This window comes from Clostridium sp. UBA1652 (assembly GCF_002320975.1).
Lineage (GTDB): Bacteria > Bacillota > Clostridia > Clostridiales > Clostridiaceae > Clostridium_T > Clostridium_T intestinale.
This window is the reverse complement of record NZ_DCLI01000053.1, coordinates 16,123-36,373: the sequence shown is the minus strand read 5'-3', so window position 1 is coordinate 36,373 and position 20,251 is coordinate 16,123. Positions and strand designations below refer to the sequence as shown.

The 20,251-nt window shown below is 29.1% G+C and carries 14 protein-coding genes and 1 riboswitch; all 14 genes read left to right on the top strand.

Going from position 1 to position 20,251, the window contains the following annotated elements; genetic code table 11:
- Positions 1-75: 75 nt before the first annotated feature.
- The 14 genes from B3N22_RS10610 (at position 76) to B3N22_RS10545 (ending at position 20,150) form a co-directional block, all read left to right on the top strand.
- A complete protein-coding gene (locus B3N22_RS10610) occupies positions 76-507 on the top strand; it encodes a hypothetical protein (RefSeq protein WP_286906928.1) in 432 nt (143 codons plus the stop codon).
- 124 nt (positions 508-631) lie between these two features.
- Positions 632-3,892, top strand: coding sequence for an Ig-like domain-containing protein (locus B3N22_RS10605; RefSeq protein ID WP_286906927.1), 3,261 nt, complete (start codon positions 632-634; stop codon positions 3,890-3,892).
- A 100-nt stretch (positions 3,893-3,992) separates the two neighbouring features.
- Positions 3,993-8,216, top strand: coding sequence for a non-ribosomal peptide synthetase family protein (locus tag B3N22_RS10600; RefSeq protein ID WP_286906925.1), 4,224 nt, complete (start codon positions 3,993-3,995; stop codon positions 8,214-8,216).
- A gap of 128 nt (positions 8,217-8,344) precedes the next feature.
- Positions 8,345-9,283: a glycosyltransferase family 2 protein gene (locus B3N22_RS10595; RefSeq protein ID WP_286906923.1), complete on the top strand. Its 939-nt coding sequence runs from the start codon at positions 8,345-8,347 to the stop codon at positions 9,281-9,283.
- 11 nt (positions 9,284-9,294) lie between these two features.
- Positions 9,295-9,690, top strand: a complete 396-nt coding sequence (locus tag B3N22_RS10590) for a GtrA family protein (RefSeq protein ID WP_286906921.1) — start codon at positions 9,295-9,297, stop codon at positions 9,688-9,690.
- A gap of 156 nt (positions 9,691-9,846) precedes the next feature.
- Entirely contained in the window at positions 9,847-10,338 is a 492-nt protein-coding gene (locus B3N22_RS10585) for an RNA polymerase sigma factor (protein ID WP_286906919.1), read from the top strand.
- Positions 10,335-11,288, top strand: coding sequence for a hypothetical protein (locus tag B3N22_RS10580; protein WP_286906917.1), 954 nt, complete (start codon positions 10,335-10,337; stop codon positions 11,286-11,288). The genes B3N22_RS10585 and B3N22_RS10580 overlap by 4 nt, the downstream gene beginning before the upstream one ends.
- A 142-nt stretch (positions 11,289-11,430) precedes the next feature.
- Entirely contained in the window at positions 11,431-12,411 is a 981-nt protein-coding gene (locus tag B3N22_RS10575; protein WP_286906915.1) for a L,D-transpeptidase family protein, read from the top strand.
- Positions 12,412-12,667: 256 nt separating this feature from the next.
- Positions 12,668-13,339 carry an SGNH/GDSL hydrolase family protein gene (locus B3N22_RS10570; protein WP_286906913.1) on the top strand — a complete coding sequence of 224 codons (672 nt, stop codon included), beginning with the start codon at positions 12,668-12,670 and terminating at the stop codon, positions 13,337-13,339.
- A gap of 58 nt (positions 13,340-13,397) precedes the next feature.
- Positions 13,398-13,442: riboswitch (PreQ1 riboswitch) on the top strand.
- A 142-nt stretch (positions 13,443-13,584) separates the two neighbouring features.
- Positions 13,585-14,544, top strand: coding sequence for a nucleoside hydrolase (locus B3N22_RS10565; RefSeq protein ID WP_286906911.1), 960 nt, complete (start codon positions 13,585-13,587; stop codon positions 14,542-14,544).
- A 17-nt stretch (positions 14,545-14,561) separates the two neighbouring features.
- The gene (locus B3N22_RS10560; RefSeq protein WP_286906908.1) at positions 14,562-15,122 is read left to right on the top strand and encodes an ECF transporter S component; all 561 of its coding nucleotides are present in this window, start codon (positions 14,562-14,564) and stop codon (positions 15,120-15,122) included.
- The gene (locus B3N22_RS10555) at positions 15,109-15,798 is read left to right on the top strand and encodes a radical SAM protein (protein ID WP_286906906.1); all 690 of its coding nucleotides are present in this window, start codon (positions 15,109-15,111) and stop codon (positions 15,796-15,798) included. Before B3N22_RS10560 ends, B3N22_RS10555 begins: the two co-directional genes overlap by 14 nt.
- A gap of 168 nt (positions 15,799-15,966) precedes the next feature.
- Complete coding sequence (locus B3N22_RS10550; protein ID WP_286906905.1) at positions 15,967-19,026, top strand: histidine kinase; 3,060 nt, start codon at positions 15,967-15,969, stop codon at positions 19,024-19,026.
- A 14-nt stretch (positions 19,027-19,040) separates the two neighbouring features.
- Positions 19,041-20,150: a response regulator gene (locus B3N22_RS10545; RefSeq protein ID WP_286906903.1), complete on the top strand. Its 1,110-nt coding sequence runs from the start codon at positions 19,041-19,043 to the stop codon at positions 20,148-20,150.
- The last annotated feature ends 101 nt before the right edge of the window (positions 20,151-20,251 follow it).

Genomic DNA, 20,251 nt, shown 5'->3' with positions numbered 1-20,251 from the left:
GAATTGAAGAATTGAAGAATTCTTTTAATGTTAGGACAGTATAATAAAGTAATGCGATAGAAAAGGGGATAAAGTATGGGGAAGAGTAGAGGTAAGGAAGAATTATTAAAGGAAGAAGAGGAAGAGAAACTGGAATCTGTTGTTGGTTTTGAAGAAGATAAGGATGCAAAATTTTCAAAAAATTACAATGTGGCAGATTTAGTAAGAGAGAAGTTAGGGGATTCAGCAGTAGTAGATAATATAAGTGATGGAGAACCTAAAAGTGAAGATATAGAAAAAACAGGCAAAAAAAGTGAGGTTAAGAGTAATTTTGCACATGAAGTAATTCCTGAAATGAATAATAGTAAGCTTAAAAAGAATTTTTGGGTTAGTGCGAATACTATCAGAATGATAAATGAACTTAGAGCTGTTCATCCTAATGCTAACGTAAAGTTTGGAATAATAGTTGAAAGTGCTGTTGAGCATTATTATAAGTATATAAAAGAAGAAGGGGGACGGCAGGAGTAATATCTAAAGTTATTTGACGTAAAATTTTACCATAAAGATGATTATTTCCCTATGTTCATATAAAGTTTACAATTAAAGGGTTCGATAAATAAGAGACAGTTTATTTATCGAAGGGGGAATGTAAATGAAAAAACTAAAAAACATAGCCATTATGCTTTTGTTTGCACTAATGGCTAATTTTATTCCAATGACCGTTGCAAATGCTGCAATGAGTAAGTTTGGGATAAATTATGAAGGGATTATTGAAAATTCTGATGGAAGTAGGAGGGTGTTTGTTAATTTTAATTCTGAAATGATAGAAAATGTGAAAAGCGTTAAGTTATTTACTAAGGTTAGTAAATTTGATAATCCTCAATCTATAGTTGATGGAACAACTTTTACTTTAGCTACTAGGGAAAGTAATAATTTCATAACTAATTTAAATGAAGGAGATATTAAATCATTTGGGAATTACGAGGTGGATAAGATCGAAGTAATACTAAAAGATGGTGTTAAGAAAGTATCCTTTAATTCTAAATACTATACTTCATTAGGAGAAAATGATAAGGAAAATGGAGAGTTAGTTTATTATAACACTTTATCTTATGAGTATGAGCCTTTAAGAATTGAAAACTGTGTCTTTGAGAAAAACACCGTAAAGTTAGGTGAAGCTCAAAATGTAAATTTTGAGGTTAAAAGTTCTAGACAAAGTGTTGAGCCATCAAAGATTTATGTTACATTTAAAAATATAGATGGTGAGAATGGAAGAACTCAGGTTGTAGAAGCTAAAAAGAAAGAGGGAACAGGTTATACTGCTAGTTTAACTTTAACTAATAGCTTGGATACTGGATATTGGAATATATCTGATATTGAGTTTATAGATAATTATGGAAGAACATACGATACTTCAGCATACGCTGGAACCTATAAAGTTGTGTCTGAGAATACTGATATTGATGCACCAATTCTAGAAGATATAAGTTTAAATAGCGATAAATATGATTTTTTAGAAAATAATGATGTGCTTTTTACACTTAAGGTTTCTGATGATGTATCTGGAGTAAATCGCGTATATATTGAATTATATAATGAAGAAAATTCAATAACTAAGAGTTTTTATGCTGATCCAGTATCAAGTGAGGAAAATATATTTAAGGCTAAAATTGATGGATTCGAGAAAAATGGTATATATGAGGTGAAATATATAGACTTAAGAGATAACGCAGGAAACAATGTAAGATACATTTCATCAAAATACTCAGATTTTCCGTGGTCAGATCAAATTATAAAAGACTTTTCTGATTTTGACATAGAAGTAGTTAATTGTGTGGAACCAGAACAAGCAAATATAGAATTATTTGATGTAAAAAATAATTCAAAAAATATTACTAATGGCACAGAGCTTGATTATTCTATTAAGATTAAATCTAATAAAAGAGTTGATGGTGTAAATATATACTTAGAAGGACCAAATGGAGAAGACAGATATATATATGGTTATGTTGATCAATATGATGAAAATGGAAATATAATAGAAGATGTTGATGGAATATATGAACTTAGATTTAATATAGAAAGAGAAGCGTATAAGTACTTTGCTTCAGGTGAATATATTACTAAAAAGGTATCTGTAAGCTATTATTCTAATGAGAATACCATAGATTATATAGATTTTTATGATGAAAGAAGTGAATGGATACCTGAGGAGGCTCAAAGTTATGACTTTAGTCAATTAGACTTTACTTGTGATAATCCTAATGAAGATGTTAAGACGCCTGAACTATTAGATATATCTTTAGATAAAGGAGTGGTAACTCCAGGAGAGACAGTAGAAGTTACAGTTAAAGCCAAAGATGATAAATCAGGATTTATTAGTGAAGGTTGGACAAGATTTCCAAGTGTATACTATAACTTTAATTATAATTCTGTTAGCGTATTTTTTTATGAATATAATGAAGAGGAAAATACATTTAAAGGTACAATAGAAATACCAAGCTACATATCTACTGGAGTATATACAGTAAGTGGTGTTTATCTATATGATATGGCTGATAATTCTAAAGACTATTACTGGAGCAATGATGAAAGCAAGTCTTTATTATCTAAAGGAACTATATTAGTTAAAAAAGATGTAAATGAAAAACTTCCTCCAGTTATTTCAACTGACATAGAGGAGGGTAAAACATATAAGGCTCCATTTACTCCTATTGTTTCATCTGATCATGGAACTATTAAGATGTTATTAAATGATAAGGAATATAACGGCGAGCCTATTAATAAATTAGGTGACTATCATTTATATATTACTGCAACAGGAGTAGATGGTTCTATATCTACTCAAAAGGTGAGTTTTAAGGTTATAACAGAAATCAATGATGAAACTAAACCAGAGGAAATAATTGATCAGATTATAGAATCTGAAGAAAAGGTAGTTTCTATAGAGGTTAAAAATGAGTCTCTTGAAGTTGATAAATCGATTTTTGAGGCTATAAAAGGACTTGATAAAACAGTTTCTTTCACTCAAGAAGATGGTACTGTATGGTCATTTAATGGAGCTGATATTAAGGATGAAAACCTAGAGGGAATAGGAAATATAAAAATTTCCGTAAAGAATGTAGCAGAAGAAGAAAACCAAGAACCTATTAATAACATTGATGCTAAAGCTAAGGTTATTCACTTTGATTACCACGGGGTGTTACCAGGAAAAGCTTCAGTTAAGGTTAAGGTAGATAATCCCCAAGATGTAATGGGAAAAGATTTAACTTTCTATTATTTCAATCCAGAAACACAAAAACCAGAAAAAATCCAAGGTCCTTTGTCTGTAGATAATGATGGATTTGTAACTGTTGAGATTGAGCACTGTAGTGATTATTTCTTATCCGAGTATGATAATTTAGCTGATACTCCTGAACCTATAAATTTAACTGTGAATAAATCAGAAGTTAATTTAGTAGAGGGAAGCAGTGAGAAGCTAGTTGTTACAGTAACTCCAGTAGGTACAGAAGTTCAATATTCTTCAAGTAATGAAGGTGTTGCAAAGGTATATAGTACTGGTGTTATAGAAGCAGTAGCTAAAGGGGAAGCTGTAATAAACGTAAAAGCTGGGGATGTAACTAAAACGGTTAAGGTTGTAGTTAAGGCAAAAGAAGTTGACGAAGAAAAACCGACAGAACCAGAGAATCCTGTAGAGGAACCAGGAACTGAAACACCTGTAGAGGAGCCGCAAACTCCAGAAGAACCAAGTCAAGAAGTTCCAAGCGAAACAGATAATTCTTCTAATGAAGATAAAGCTAATCTTCCTCAAACTGGAGGAATGGTTTCTATGAATAATGCTTTGATTATTTCAATTGCTATTATTGCTTTAGGAGTTGTGCTGTTAAAGAAAAGGAAAATATATAATAAATAAAGTTTTAAGAGCTATCTTTTAATACAAGGTAGCTCTTTTTTTGATATAATTATGGCATAAAAAATAAAATATGTATTTTTATGTAAGAGGAGGGGTTGTTGTGGAGTATTTTAATTTAACACATCCACAGAGAGGTATATGGGAAACTGAAATGGTCGTTAAGAAAACTCCTATTGGGTGTATAGGAGGAACAATATTTTTTCAGGAGGAGGTTGATGTAAAGGTTTTGGAAAAAGCTATTAATAAACTAATAGAGGTTAATGATTCTATTAGGATTCATATTAAAATGAGGGATTTTAATCCTGTGCAGTATGTTTCTAGTTATAGCTTTAGGAATTTTAAGATGGTTGATTTTTATGGTAAATCTAAAGAAGAGCAGGAAAAATGGGTTAATAAGAATATGAGGACTCCTTTTAATTTATATGAAGAAGATTTATTTGATGTTGTTATTTTAAGAGATTTTGATGGGGAGATTGGGTTTTATCTTAAAATTCATCATATTATAGCTGATGCATGGACTATGGCTTTAATTGCTTCTCAAGTTATGGAGTATTATAAAACCTTAATGGAGGGAGGGGAGTTAAGTTCTGAGTTTAAGCCTTCTTATATAGAGTATGTAATTAGTGAAAATAATTATCTAACCTCAGATAAATATGAAAAGGACAAGGAGTATTGGGATGAAAAGTTTCAATATAAGCCTACCTTTTCCTCAATGAAGACAAGGGATAAGGCTTTTTATAGTACTTTGGCTAGTAGAAAAACTTTCATCATTAATGAAGAAAATTTAGATAAGATAAAGAATTTTTGTAGAGAAAATCTGCTTTCTCCTGGGGTTTTATTTGAAGCTGCTATAGGGATATATATTGAAAGATTTTTTGATATTAAGGATGTAACTTTAGGAGTTCCTGTTTTAAATAGAAGAGATAAAAGAGAGAAAGCAACAAGTGGAATGTTTGTAAGTACTGTTCCTATGAGAATAGAAATAGATAAAAACAATACTTTTTTGGAGATATGTAAGATTATAGGAAAAGAACACAGGCAGGTATTTCGTCATCAAAGATATCCTTATAGTGTTTTGTTGTCTGAGATAAGAAAAAAACATAAGATTAGGCATAATCTTTATGATGTTAGTGTGTCTTATCAAAATGCTAAGATTATTAAGTGTGATGAAGGGGATAATTTTAAGACTAAGTGGTATTTTAATGGGCATTTGTTGGAGTCTATTTGTTTACATATAGATGATAGGGATGACTTAGGTGTTTTGGTTTTGAATTTTGATTATTTAGTGGAGTTATTTACAGAAGAAGAAATTGGGGATTTATATAATACTTTAATGCTTTTTATAAATCAAGGAATTGAGAATGTGAGCTTAAAGCTTTATGAAATGGAGTTAGTTAATGATAAGGAAAGGTATAACTTACTATACGGGTTTAATAATACTTTAACTTATTACCCAAGGAATAAATGTATACATGAGCTTTTTGAAGAGCAGGTAGAAAAAACTCCTGATAATATTGCACTTGAATATGAGGGGGAATTTTTAACTTACAAAGAATTAAATAATAGAAGTAATGACCTTGCTTTAATTCTTAGGAGTAAGGGCGTGGGCCCTAATGTAATAGTGGGGTTATTGTTAGTGAGGTCATTTGAAACAATTATAGGAATATTAGGAGTTTTAAAAGCAGGCGGGGCTTATCTTCCAATAGATCCAGATTATCCAGAGGAGAGAATAAAATATATGATAGAGGATAGTGGAACTAAAATGGTGTTATCTTCTGCTAAGTTTAAGGATAAGCTTTTAAATGTTCAGTGTATATGTATGGATTCTCTTAATAAATGTGAAGATGAGGTTCCTAATTTAGATATAAGTTATGATTCAAAAAGTCTTGTTTATTTAATCTATACATCTGGTTCTACAGGCAAACCTAAGGGAGCTATGATAACTCATAGTGGAGTTGTTAATTATATCTTGTGGGCAAAAAAGGTTTATTGTGATGATAAAGCTGTTAACTTTCCTTTATTTACTCCATATTCTTTTGATTTAACAGTTACCTCAATTTTTACACCAATTATATCAGGGGCAGCCATAATAATATATAGAAATGAAAATATAAAGAGAACTCTAGATAAAATTATTGAGGAGGACAAGGTGGGAGTTATGAAGCTTACTCCAACTCATTTAAACCTTCTTAAAAATGTGCACACTAATAAGGTTAATAAACTTATTGTAGGCGGGGAAGATTTAAAGACTGAGATAGCTAAAAAAGTATATAAAGAATTTAAAGGAAATATTGAAATGTATAATGAATATGGCCCTACGGAAACTGTGGTTGGGTGTATGATTTATAAATATGATTATTTTAGAGATAATAAGGAATCTGTTCCAATAGGGGTTCCTAGTGATAATGTTATGATTTATATTTTGGATAAATATATGAAGCCTGTACCAGTAGGTAAAAAGGGAGAGATGTATGTATCTGGAGCTGGCGTTGGAGCTGGTTATATAAATAATGAGAAAATAACTAAAGAAAGATTTATTGAAAATCCTTTTGTTTTAGGTGAGAGAATGTATAGAACAGGGGATTTAGGAAGGTGGACAAAGAGTGGAGATATAGAATATTTGGGAAGAATAGATAACCAAATAAAAATAAGGGGATTTAGAGTTGAGGCTGGAGAAATAGAGAAAAAGATTGAGGGATATGAGGGAATAAGTCAAGCTATAGTTAATGTTTATAAAGATAAGAGTGGGAACAAGCATTTATGTGCTTATTATGTTTCTAAAGAAGATATAGAAACACAAAAGGTTAAAAGCTTTCTTAAGGAAACTTTAGCTGAATATATGGTTCCAACATACTTTGTAAGGGTAGAGGCTTTTTCTATAACTCCTAATGGTAAAGTTGATAGAAATAATCTTCCAGAGCCAGAACTTGATAATATACGAACTAAAGCCTTTGTAGCTCCAAGAAATGATTTAGAGAAAAAAATAGCTGAGATTTTTTATGATTTGTTTGATACTAAAAAAATAGGTATTGATGATAATCTCTTTGATGATCTTGGTGGAGATTCGTTAATAGCTATTCAACTACAGATTTTAGCTGAAAAGCAAGATATAAAGGTTGAGATAGAAGAAATCTATAAATACCCAACTATAAGACAACTTGCCTCTGGGTTAAAAGAGGGGAAGAGTGAAGTTAATGAGTATAATGACTTAGATTATTTAGATATTTCTAATAGATTTAGGGAGTTTAACAATAAAAAAGAGATGAAAAATGTCTTATTAACTGGGGCAAGTGGATTTTTGGGAACACATATATTATTTAAACTTTTAAGTAGTTATAAAGATGTTAAGGTAACCTGTTTAGTAAGAGATGAAAAGAGGTTTTATAGTTCCCTAGAATATTACTTTGATAAATCAGATGTAGTTAATATGAAAAGGAGAATAAGCTGTGTAATAGGTGACATAAGAGAGGATAATTTAGGACTAGAAATTGATATATATAATAAGGAAAGAAATGAAATAGATACAGTTATTCATACAGCTGCCAATATTAAGCATTTTGGGGTTTTTGAAGATTTTTATAAAACCAATGTTAAAGGAACAGAAGAAGTAATAAAATTCTGCTTAAAGTCAGGAGCTAGGATGTATCACATATCTACTATGAGCGTTTCAGGACAAGGGATTATAAAACAAAGTCAAAAGATGCCAGAGTTTAGTGAAAACAATCTTTATATAGGTCAAGCTTATAAGGACAATGTATATGTTCACACTAAATATTTAGCTGAAAAAGCTGTTATTGATTCAATGGAGAAGGGCTTAGATGTTTGTATTTTAAGAGTTGGTAACTTAATGTGGAGAGAAGGGGATGGGAGATTTCAGAAAAATCCTAAGGACAATGGATTTATAAATAGAACCCTTGCAATCCATAAGCTAGGAGTTACCTGTGAAGAACTCCAAAATTCCATAATTGATCTTACTCCTGTTGATAAATGTGCAGAAGCAGTGATTAAAATAGCTAAATTTACTGAAAGCTGTGGAGTATTTCACTTAATAAACCATAATGAAATAAGTTATATAAAATTATTTGATATGCTTAATAAGAAATTAAACACAATATCAACGTTAGATTTCTACAATATTGTTAATGATAATAAAGAAGAGGACAAGGTTGGAGTTTTATATCTATATTTAAATGGAATAAAGGAAAATATAAACACCTTAAGTGTAAATATAAAATCAAACTTCACTAAAGAGTTTCTTAAGGGAGTGGATTTTGAATGGAATTGTGTGGATGAAGAGTATATTAAGGGGGTTGGGGTGTTTTAGGGGAATATTTAGTGTAATATTATAGATAACCTTAGAATTAATTAAACTGTTTATTTATGGTGAATACTTTACATAAATATGGTAGAATATTTTAAATACTAGTTTATTAAGTTTATGCGGAGGCAGAAATGAGCAGTAAATTAATCTCTATTGTAGTTCCAATGTATTATGAAGAAAAAGTTGCAGACGAATGTTATAAAAGATTGAAAAAAGTAATGGATGATAATGAGATAAATTATGAATTCATATTTGTTAATGATGGAAGTAAGGATAGAACATTTGAGATTCTTAATAAGATAGCAGAGGAAGATAACAATACTAAAATAATAAGTTTTTCAAGAAATTTTGGACATCAAATTGCAGTTACTGCAGGAGTAGATAAAGCAAAGGGAGATGCTGTGGTTGTAATAGATGCTGACTTGCAAGATCCACCAGAACTTATTCCTAAAATGATTGATTTATGGAATGATGGTTATAAAGTTGTTTATGCTAAAAGAAAAAAGAGAAAGGGTGAATCTTTTTTTAAGCTATTAACAGCAGGAGTGTTTTATAGAATTTTAGATAAGATGACTGATATAGATATACCTTTAGATACTGGGGATTTTAGGCTAATGGATAGGGAGGTAGTTAATGTGCTTAAAACTATGAATGAGAGAAATAGATTTGTTCGCGGAATGGTTAGCTGGGTAGGGTTTAAACAGACACCTATTGAGTATGAAAGAGATGAGAGATTTGCAGGAGAGACTAAATATCCATTAAAGAAAATGATTAAGTTTGCTTCAGATGGTATAATATCTTTTTCAGCAAAACCTCTTAAAATTATGGGTTCTTTAGGAATATTTTGCGTTTCTATATCATTAATTATATTTTTATATGCTTTAATCAGAAAACTAGCAAATGATATTAATGTGGTATCTGGATGGGCATCAATAATGACTGCTGTAACATTTTTAGGGGGGGTTCAATTATTAAGTATCTCTGTTCTAGGTGAATACATAGGTAGAATATATGATGAAAGTAAAGGAAGACCCCTATATGTAATAGAGAAAGAAGTAAATGTGGAATAGAAGGTGGAAGTGTGATTGATATAGTGAATTTTATTAAAGGGAAGAAAGAATTCATAAAATTCGGTATTGTAGGAGTTTCAAACACATTAATAACCTTTGTTGTTTATAATATTCTATTAAAACTAGGAATTAATTATTTAGTAGCTAATATAATGGGATATATATGTGGTATGATAAACGGGTTTATTTGGAGTAAAAATTGGGTGTTTAAAGTTAATAATGAGTCTAGGATGTATTTTATAAAATTTGCTTTGGTTAATTTATTATCTTTAGCAGTTAGTACAGGGCTTCTTATGGTTTTGGTTAAACAGCTTAGTTTTAATACTACTATAGCTCAATTGATAACTACTTGTATAACTGTAGTTATCAATTACTTGTTAAATAAAATATACACCTTTAAAGTATAAATTTTTACACATTCAAAGTATAATTTTTTACACATTTAAGGTATAAACGTTGAGGGGGATTACTTAGTGATAACCCTCAACTTTTTTATATGTGAGAATAAAAATATTAAACCTTTTTCCTATTTCAATCGTATTATTAGTGAAGGGGGAAGTGAAATGAAGGATTCTTTTGTGCGCACAAATAATGAAGTTTTAGAAATATATGATAGACATGTAAATACTGTCTACAGAGTGTGTATTTTGTATATGAAAAATCAACATGATACCGAGGATATGGTACAAAATACTTTTATTAGACTTATGAGGGATAATACGAAGTTTGAAAGTTTCGAACATGAAAAAGCATGGCTTATTAGAACTTCTACGAACTTATGTAAAGATTTTTTCAAAAATTTTTGGAGAAAAACAGTTGATATAGATTATGCTAATGAGGTAGCACATAATGAGGAATTTTATATTGATGATACTATAAAGAAGGTTATGAAACTTCCCTCAAAATATAAAACAGCTTTATATATGTACTATTATGAAGGTTACTCTACTGTGGAGATTTCAAAGATTTTAGATAAAAATCTATCTACTATAAAAGGATATCTTCATAAAGGAAGAAAACTTCTTAAAGTTGAAATGGAGGGGGATTTAAGATGAAAGAAGATGAATTAAAAAAATCCTTTGAAAATTTAAAGCCTAGTTATGGAGCAAAACAAAGAATGTTAGAAAGTGTAATGAATAGCTCTAATGACAAAGCTCCATCTATATTTATATATGCAAAAAGATCAATTCCTCTATTGATTTTAGTTCTTGTGTTTAGTGGAACATTAATATTATATAATTTTAATAAAAGAAATTATATAAATGAGGAGCTTAGTACCGAGGATAATGCTATTGGGATGATAGACAATATTGCGAAAGTTACAAATCAATTTAAAATAGAGAATAAGACTTATAATATTTTATCAGAAAGCGAAAAAGCTGAGTTTGAATTTCCAAACACAATTAATGATAAAGATATTGGGGATAAACTTACGACTATTTCTACAAGTGTTGATGAAACTTTAATAGGAAAAGAGGTTTATAGATATCTTCCAGCTGGTTGTGATGGAATTGTTGCTGTAAAGGCAGATAATGAATATAAACTTTTCAAATTCTTTTGGTTTGATAATTATATAAATAATAAGGATGAAGATACAAAGGCTTATCTTGAGCTTTATGGTATAAATAAGGGTGAAGATATTTCAAAAATTCAATTTATAAGAAACGGAAACAGTGTAATAAATGAAATTACTGATAAATCTAGGATATTGGAGTTTTATAATTATTATTCTATAATCCCAGATTCAAGTGATAAATATTTTAATAAATTATTTAACTACAAAAAATCCAAAGAGCAAGTTGTAGCAGAAGTAAAAGATGCTCCATCTTCAATCCCTGGAAGTGCGGGTTTTGTGGGAGATGCTTTAGGTAATTCAGTAACTATTAGAATCTACAATCAAAAAGGTGTGTATTTTAGTTCAGAATACTATCCTAATATAAGTTTTATTTCGAGACATGAGGTTAATGAGGATTTTAAGAGATTTTTAGATGAATATGTTAAGTAGGATAAAAGAGCTGTTGATTTGACGGCTCTTTTTATTATGAGAGCTTACTTAAGTAGATTACCATTATACGAAAAATTGGTATGAATAAACTGTAAAATATGTTATTATATTCACAGTAACGTAGGGGAAAAGAGGGATTTATATGTACATAAGAAAGAAATTTATAGTGGTAGTTTCAGGTCTATTTTTACTTTCATCATTAGTAAGTTGTAGTAATGATAAAATTAATGAAAGTAAATCCAATGTTTCAGTTACTGCAACTACAGTTGAAGAAAGCAAAATAAATGATAATAATATAGTTAGACAAGAAAAGATTGATATGAAAAAATATCAATTAGAATATGATAAAGAGCAAGATAAGTTAGAAAAAGAAAGAATAGCTAAAGAAGAGGCTGAAAAGAAAGTCCAAGAGGATGCTAAAGCAAAGGAGCAAGAGATTGCTAAAAATAATTCACAGAATAACGCATCAGCTTCAGGAAATGGTGGTGCTCAAAATCAAGTTACTCAGGGAACTCCAGTAAGTAATTTAAAAGCAGCTCAAAATAGTGAGCAACTTATAGTTATAACCAAAACTAGCGCTTCTGCATATTCAGCACTATGTAATGTATATGAAAAAAATAATAGCGAGTGGAAATATGTTTTAAAAGATGTACGAGCGGTTACAGGTCTTAATGGAATATCTTATAATAGAAGAGAGGGAGATAGAACAACTCCAGCAGGCATATTTACTATATCACAAGCATTTGGTAAGGCGAATAATCCAGGAACAAGTCTTCCTTATAGAGTTGTACAAGGTGATGATTGGTGGGCTGGCGATTCGGAGCATCCAGAAACCTATAATACATGGCAAAAGAGTCCTTCTACTGGATGGAGAGAAAGTGAATCTGAGCGACTAATTGATTATGAAATATATAAGTATGCTTTTGTGATTGATTTTAATACACAAAGAACTCCTTACAAAGGAAGTGCAATGTTTTTTCATGTAGCTCCTTATAGTGGAGGAGGTACGTATGGTTGCGTAGGTGTAGGAGAAGGGGATTTAGTTAAGATACTTAAGTGGATTAATCCTTCTAAAAATCCTAAGATAATAATTTGTAGAGATGGAGAATTGGGTAATTTCTAGGGTGTTGCTTCCTTCTTATAGTATTGTTGGAATAAAAAGTTGGTGGAAATATAAATCAATAATACAAGCTGTAATTCTTTATTTAACTCACCAACTTTTCTTTCCAACATAGTCATATGTAGTTAAATACAGTCTATATCTCCACAAGACAAACTTTAGGGTATATAATATTAATAAAAAGTGGAAAGTTGATGGGTTTTTAAACGCTCCTGTTTAAACTTTCAATTCTCAACTAATTAAGTGAGGAGTGGAAAATATGAGAGAAGATATGAAATACAACGATGGAATATATCAACTTAGAGAAAATCAAATAGATTTAATAAAAAGAATTATGGTAAATAATAAAGAAGCAATCCCAGGGGGAGTAGTTTTTTATGGAGACTCCATAACTGAGTTATATGATATAGATAAATTTTATACTGAAATAAAGATTAAATATAATTCTGGAGTAGGGGGATTTACTTCAGAAACTCTTTTGTGGATTATTGATGAAGGGGTTATTAAATACAAACCTAAGGTTGTTGTGTTAGGTGTAGGCACTAACGATTTAGGCAATGCAAGTATGAGAAGTCCTAGAGATATCTCTTATAATATTCAAGAATTAATAAGGATGATTTCTAATAATCTTGAAGGAGTGGAAATAATAGTTTTATCTGTTCACCCCTGCAATGAAGAATCAAATGGTCCAAAGGCTGGTAAAGTTTTAAGAAGTAATAGAATAATAAAAGCTTTAAATGAAGAGATAGAATTGATTTGTAAAAGATTTGATAATGTAACCTTTAAAAATGTCTTTGATGTTTTATACAATAAAGAGAGTGGTAATATATATGATGAGTACACAACTGACGGATTACACCTTACTGAGGAAGCATATGTTAGGCTTACTAAAGAAATTAAACCTTTAATACTTGAAAAAAGTTTATCTTGAAAAAGTATATAAAACCATTTATACTTAAAACAATTAAATATAGATTCTAGAAGAAATTCTAGGAGAGGTTCGTAACCATCCCTCTATAAAAAACTAGGAATTAGCTTAAGCATTTATTTGTGTTTGGCTTTTATTACTTGTGATTTAAGAACCTCTAGGTATATTCCTAGAGGTTTTATTAGTTATGATTAATTTAGGGATGGGAGACCATCCCTTTTATTTTTATAAAAATTAGGAGAGTGTAAATGAAAAGAAAAGTAATAATTGATTGTGATCCAGGAATTGATGATGCTTTGGCCTTAATTTTAGCCATAAAATCTAATGAATTAGATATCTTAGGTATAACTATAGTTTCTGGAAATGTACCTGCCTTGCAAGGGGCTAAAAATGCTAAAAGGATTTTGAAGCTTTTAGGTAAAGAGGAGATAAAAATATATGTGGGAGAAGAATATCCTTTAGTAAGAAAGTTAGTTACAGCAGAGGATACACATGGCTTGGATGGCCTTGGAGAAACTAATTACACCTTTAATGAAGATTTAATAGAGTACGGTGGAGTAGATTTTATTTTAGAAAAAGCTAAAGAAGGAGATGTAAGCATAATTGCTTTAGGACCTTTAACTAATCTTGCAAAAGCTATAGAAAAAGATAAGGAAGCTTTTAATAGTTTAGAAGAAGTAGTATCTATGGGAGGTGCTTTTAAATCTCATGGAAATTGTTCACCTGTGGCTGAGTTTAATTACTGGGTTGATCCAGAGGCTGTTAAAGTGGTTTTAGATAACTTGGAGATTCCTTTTACTATGGTGGGATTAGATGTAACTAGAGAGGTGGTACTTACCCCAAACTATATTGAACTTATTAACCAAATAGGTGGGGATATAGGAAGGTTTGTTGTGGATATTACAAGGTTTTATGTGGATTTTCATTGGAAACAGGAAAGAACATTAGGTTGTGTAATTAATGATCCTTTGGATGTGGCTTATTTTATTGATAGAAGTTTATGCAAAGGCTTTACTTCTTATATGGACATAGTTACAGATGGAATTGCGGTAGGACAAACTGTTGTTGATGTAGCAGACTTTTATAGAAAAAAGCATAATGTACGAGTATTGACTGATGTAAATTCAAAGGGATTTATGAAGTATTTCCTTAATGTTCTTTTTGAAGATTATAAAGAAGAGATAGAAAAAATAGTAGAAAATAATTAATTAATAGGAGATAGAAAATGAAAAATAATAATACTTTTAAATTAGTAATAATGGCCTTAGGTGTTGTATTTAATATAGCAGGAGGATTTATAGCTGTAGGGCTAAAACTACCTATATATTTAGACACCATTGGAACTTTTATGTCCGCATTTTTCTTTGGACCAATAGCTGGAATATTAACGGGAGCTGTAACTTCTATAATTAATGGAGTTAGCTTTGACCCTGTATCTTTATATTTTATACCTGTTCAAATAATAATAGGTTTAACAGCAGGATTGCTTTATAAAAAAGGTTTGTTTAAAGGAAAACTTGCTATTGTAGGAACCTTGGTTGTAACTTTAATCGGATCAGTTATGGCTTCATTAATAGCAGCTTATGTTTTTGGTGGGATAACTTCATCAGGAAGTTCATTTATTGTAATGTATTTAAAAGAAGCAGGAGTTAATGTAGTTGCAGGTGTATTTTCAACTCAAATCATAAGTGATATTTTAGATAAAGCTATAGCTGTAGCTTTAGTACTTAAAATAATGGATGTAATCCCAAAAGGATTAAAAGAGAGAAGTTATGGAGAGATATAATAAAATAACTAATAAAAATAAAAGAGAAATATTATTACTTAAAGCATTTCCTTGTGTATGGGGAAAGTGTAGTTTTTGTGATTATATTGATGATAATGGACAAGATGAAGAGGAAATGAATAAATTAAATAGAGAGGTATTAGATAAAGTAACTGGTGAATTTGGAGTTTTGGAAGTAATTAATTCAGGAAGTTGCTTTGAGATACCTAAGGATACTTTGTCTTACATCAAAGAAATAATAGAAAAAAAGAAGATTAATAAGTTATTTATGGAAAGCCACTGGTGTTATAAAAATAGACTTGAAGAAATGAAAGAGTACTTTAATATTCCTATAATTTTTAAAATAGGGGTAGAGAGCTTTGACTATGATTTTAGAAATAAGATACTAAATAAAAATGCAAGATTTATAACTCCAGAGGAAGTTGCAGAAAAATTTCAATCTGTATGTTTAATGGTTGGAATAAAAGGGCAAAGCAAAGAGATGATTAGAAGAGATATAAACAGTCTAATAGAGTATTTTAAATATGGAACTATAAATGTGTTTGTAGAAAATACTACAGATATAAAAAGAGATGAAGAATTAGTGAATTGGTTTAAAAAAGAATATTCCCATTTAAATGAGAACCCTTATATTGAGGTGCTTTATCATAATACTGATTTTGGTGTAGGGGATTAAAGAAAAAACTGTTACAAAATGTAGCAGTTTTTTGTTTTTAATTAATAAATTCGATATAAATTTTAAGCACATAAGTTCTTTATGATATATAATAATAGTAATATATAAATAATAGTAACTAAAAATATTTTAGAAGATAAAACTAATATTTTTTTATGAGGTTATTTTATGAAAGTAGTTGAATATGTAAAAAATAAGAAAAGAGAAATATTAACTGCTATAATATCTTTTCTTTTGATATTCATGGCAGTTTTTTTTGCAATTAAAACTGAAAGTACTAATAATGTATATATAAAAGATAATATTTTAGATTTAAGTAATGTTGATTTACAAAATACTTCCCCATTATTTATTAATGGAAAGTGGGAATTTTACTGGGGAAAACTTCTTTCACCTAAAGATTTTATAGATGATAGCATTTCATTAAATCCATCGCATGAAAAAGTACCTTCCACTTGGACTAAGTATAAGGATGAGAATGGCAATAATCTAAAGAGTGAGGGAAAGGCTACTTATAGATTAAAGGTAGAGTTAAGTGAAGGAAATCAAAATTTAGGGTTGAAGGTAAATAATATTTGGGGCAAGGCCACATTATTTATTAAGGAAGATGGACAGGAACCCGTAGAATTGCAAGAGGATAAGGGGAAAAAATTAAAAGCTGTAGATACAGTATTTTTTAATGTTAGAAGCAATAGTTTTGATTTAATAATACAAATAGACAATAAAGATTCTTTAAAAGGTGGAATATTAAAGTCGGTTTATATAGGGTCTTGGGATAATATCCTAAGTCTTAAAGAGAAGTTTCTGTTTTTTGATACAGTAGGTGTAATAGGATTGTTTATGATGTTTTTATATTTTTTAAATAATACTATTCATAAAAGAAACTATGAGTCAAACATTACATTGGGAGCATTTTCTCTTCTTTCCTTAATATTTCTAACTTTAGGTGATGAAACGATAATATTATATGTTTTTCCTAATTTAGATATGTCTGATCTGTATACCTATGCTCTTTATATAGGGGCTTATTTCTTTTATATATTTTTTAAATATGTAAAAGAGAACTATAATGCTAAGATTTCTGATAGTTTCCTTCTTTTCTGTAAGATTTGTATTCTAGTATTCACAGTTTTAATAACTGTAACCCCTATTGCTAAAAGATTAAATATAGGAGCATTTGGCGGTGCTATAGGAGCTATGCTTATTGTTTATGGAGTATTTCTAATCTTAAAAAATATTTTAGCAAAAAAAGAAGGAGTAGAATTTAAATATTTATCACTAATAAGTATAATGCTTATGTTTTTTATTTTAATATATAATATTTATAGTAAAAAGCAAATAAATATTTTGATACCTATCTATATATTAACTTTTACTATAAGTGAAGGAATAGCATTGTCTTACAGCTATACTGATTTTGTGAGTAAAATAGAAAATCTTTCAAGGAAGCTAAAAATATTAGATAAAAGAAAAGATGAATTTTTAGAAAAAACGTCTCATGAACTTAAGTTGCCATTACAGGGAATAGTAAATATAGCAAAATCTCTTATGGATGGTGTAGCTGGGAGTTTAAACTCCACACAAAGAGAAAATATTGAAATGATAGGTAATATAGGGGAAAAGTTAGATATTTTAGTTGATGACATTCTGGATTACTCTAATATTACTAATGGATATGTTATAAAGGAAGAAAAACCAGTAAATATAAAAAGTCAGTTAAATTTTGTTATCAATATAGCTTCCTATACTATTAAGGATAAGCCTATAGTTATAGAAAATAGAGCTAAGGGAAGTGCTGTCATATTAGGTGATGATAAAAGGGTAAGACAGATTTTTTATAATTTAATAGATACTTTGCTTGTTTATACAAGTATGGGAAAAATTATAGTTAGTTTATATATAACAAATCAAGAGGTCATTGTTGATATTATTAATGAAGAACTTTTTATTGATGAAAAGGATGATATATTTAATGGTGTTAAGTGGATAAATGATGAGAAGGTAATACTTCATGAGAAAAAACGTTCAGATATAGGGCTTTTTGTGGCTAAAGAACTTACTAAACTTCATGGTGGAGACATTAAATTTCAATCAAGCAAAGAAGAAGGCACTAAATTTAGTGTGATTTTACCAATTGCAAATAATTTTAATAGTAAAATTATCAGTTATGAGGAGAAAATTTCAACTTTAATAATTGATGACAATAAACATACTAATATAACTTGTGGTGAAAACTCTATATTAATTTTAGAACCTAACTCAGTAAACAGAAAAGTTATAACTAATTCTTTAATAATAGATGGACATGAGACAAATAGTGTGGGGTCTGTTCAAGAGTTTATTGAGGTGTTAGATAAAGGAATAAAGGAAGATTTGTTAATAATAAATTCTATACTTCCTGATAGCTCAGGATATGAATTAATAACAGAAGTAAGAAAAAAATATAATAAAATGGATTTGCCTATTTTAATAATAGTGGATAGATCTTATCCAGAAAATGTTTCCTTAGCATTAGATTTAGGAGTTAACGATATAATCGTAGAACCTTATGATATGAATGTTTTTAGAATGAGGGTTAATAATCTTATAAAGCTTAAAGAATCTTTTAATGCACTAATTAACTCAGAGATGGATTTTTTAAAAGCTCAAATAAAACCACATTTTATTTTCAATGTTTTAAGTGTGATATCTTCTATGATTACTAGAGATACTAAAAAAGCTAAAAAGATACTATTAGATTTTAGTGACTATTTAAGGTATAGTTTTGATTTTTCTTCTGGGGAAAGTTTTACTCCTATAAAAAAGGAGATAGATTTAGTTAAAACCTATGTAGCCATTGAAAAAGAGCGTTTTGGGGATAGGCTAAATATAGAATATAATATAGATGAAAATATAGATATCAAGATACCATCATTGGTAATACAACCAATAGTTGAAAATGCTATAAGACATGGAATACTTAGTAAAATAGATGGAGGAAATATTAAATTAAGTATTTATAAAGATGGAGAAGAGGTTATTATAAAGGTAAAGGATGATGGGGTAGGTATAGAATCCAATAGATTAGCTAATCTTCTTGATGGAAAAGATGAAAAAGCAGGAGTAGGAGTTAAAAATATAAATAGCAGGCTTATAAAAAGTTATGGTTCAGGATTAAACATAGTAAGTAACTTAAATCAAGGAACAGAGATTATTATAAGAGTTCCACTAGGTGATTTTAGAATTTAGTTTAGGGGAGAATTATGATTAAAAGTATTATTGTAGATGATGAACAGTTCACACTAGATGAGATACGGGATACTATAAAGAGTTTTAATGAATTAGAAGTTGTTGAAGCTACTACTAATCCTAATAAAGCTTTAGAAATAATTAAAAAACATAACATACAACTAGCTTTTTTAGATATTGAAATGCAAGGTATAAGTGGAATATCATTAGCTGAAAAGATGATTGAGATAAAGCCTAATATTGAAGTTGTATTTATAACAGCTTATGATAACTATGCTTATGATGCATTTGAAGCTAATGCTATAGATTATGTCTTAAAACCGATAAGAGTAGAACGGTTAGAAAAAACAATAAAGAAAGTATTAAAAATTATAAAAACTCAAAAAGGAATAAAGAAAGACGAATTAAAAGTTAGGTTTTTTAAAAAATTTCGAGTTTTTAATGAGGAAGAATCAGTAAGATGGAGAACCTCAAAAGATGGAGAACTTTTAGCTTATCTAATAGAGAACGTAGGGATTCCTATACATAAAGAAAAACTAATTGATAAGATATGGGCTGATGTTGACTTAAAGAACGCACTTATATATCTTCAAAGTTCTATATATAGAATTAGAAAACTTCTTTCTAAATATGGTTATGAAGATACTATAAAGTATGCTAATAATTCTTATATTATAAAAGATATCGATATAGATTGTGATTTGTGGAGATTTAATAAATATTTAAATAAAAAATATATATTATCAGATACTAATATAAGTGAATATGAAAAAATATTTGAACTTTATGTAGGTGATTATTTAGAAGAAGATGCATATGTATGGGCTATGGATATGCAAGAAAATTTAAAACATAAATATTTAAAACTAGTTGCTAGTATTGGGGCTTATTATATGGAAAAAAATGATTTTAATAAAGCTATAGAGTATTTGGAAAAACTTATAAAAGTAGATCCGTTTTATGACGAAGGTATAAAACTATTATTTAAGTGTCACTATGTTAAAAAAGAAATTCGTGATTTGAAAAAACAATTTACCAAATTAGAGAATATAGTTAAAGAAGAATATGGTGTACATCTAACTGAAGATGTAGTTAATTACTACAATAAGTTAGTTAAAAAATAATATCAATAATTGTCCTATTAAGATGAATTTTAATATCTTAATAGGATTTTTTTGTTTTTTACATTTAATATTAATAGATAATCAATATTGTTTAGAATTTG

What these genes read in the sequence shown, in the direction of transcription:
- B3N22_RS10555 (WP_286906906.1), top strand. Translation starts at nt 15,109, where the DNA reads ATGGAGAGATATAATAAAATAACTAATAAAAATAAAAGAGAAATATTA.
- B3N22_RS10550 (WP_286906905.1), top strand. Translation starts at nt 15,967, where the DNA reads ATGAAAGTAGTTGAATATGTAAAAAATAAGAAAAGAGAAATATTAACT.
- B3N22_RS10560 (WP_286906908.1), top strand. Translation starts at nt 14,562, where the DNA reads ATGAAAAATAATAATACTTTTAAATTAGTAATAATGGCCTTAGGTGTT.
- B3N22_RS10610 (WP_286906928.1), top strand. Translation starts at nt 76, where the DNA reads ATGGGGAAGAGTAGAGGTAAGGAAGAATTATTAAAGGAAGAAGAGGAA.
- B3N22_RS10575 (WP_286906915.1), top strand. Translation starts at nt 11,431, where the DNA reads ATGTACATAAGAAAGAAATTTATAGTGGTAGTTTCAGGTCTATTTTTA.
- B3N22_RS10605 (WP_286906927.1), top strand. Translation starts at nt 632, where the DNA reads ATGAAAAAACTAAAAAACATAGCCATTATGCTTTTGTTTGCACTAATG.
- B3N22_RS10580 (WP_286906917.1), top strand. Translation starts at nt 10,335, where the DNA reads ATGAAAGAAGATGAATTAAAAAAATCCTTTGAAAATTTAAAGCCTAGT.
- B3N22_RS10585 (WP_286906919.1), top strand. Translation starts at nt 9,847, where the DNA reads ATGAAGGATTCTTTTGTGCGCACAAATAATGAAGTTTTAGAAATATAT.
- B3N22_RS10565 (WP_286906911.1), top strand. Translation starts at nt 13,585, where the DNA reads ATGAAAAGAAAAGTAATAATTGATTGTGATCCAGGAATTGATGATGCT.
- B3N22_RS10595 (WP_286906923.1), top strand. Translation starts at nt 8,345, where the DNA reads ATGAGCAGTAAATTAATCTCTATTGTAGTTCCAATGTATTATGAAGAA.
- B3N22_RS10545 (WP_286906903.1), top strand. Translation starts at nt 19,041, where the DNA reads ATGATTAAAAGTATTATTGTAGATGATGAACAGTTCACACTAGATGAG.
- B3N22_RS10570 (WP_286906913.1), top strand. Translation starts at nt 12,668, where the DNA reads ATGAGAGAAGATATGAAATACAACGATGGAATATATCAACTTAGAGAA.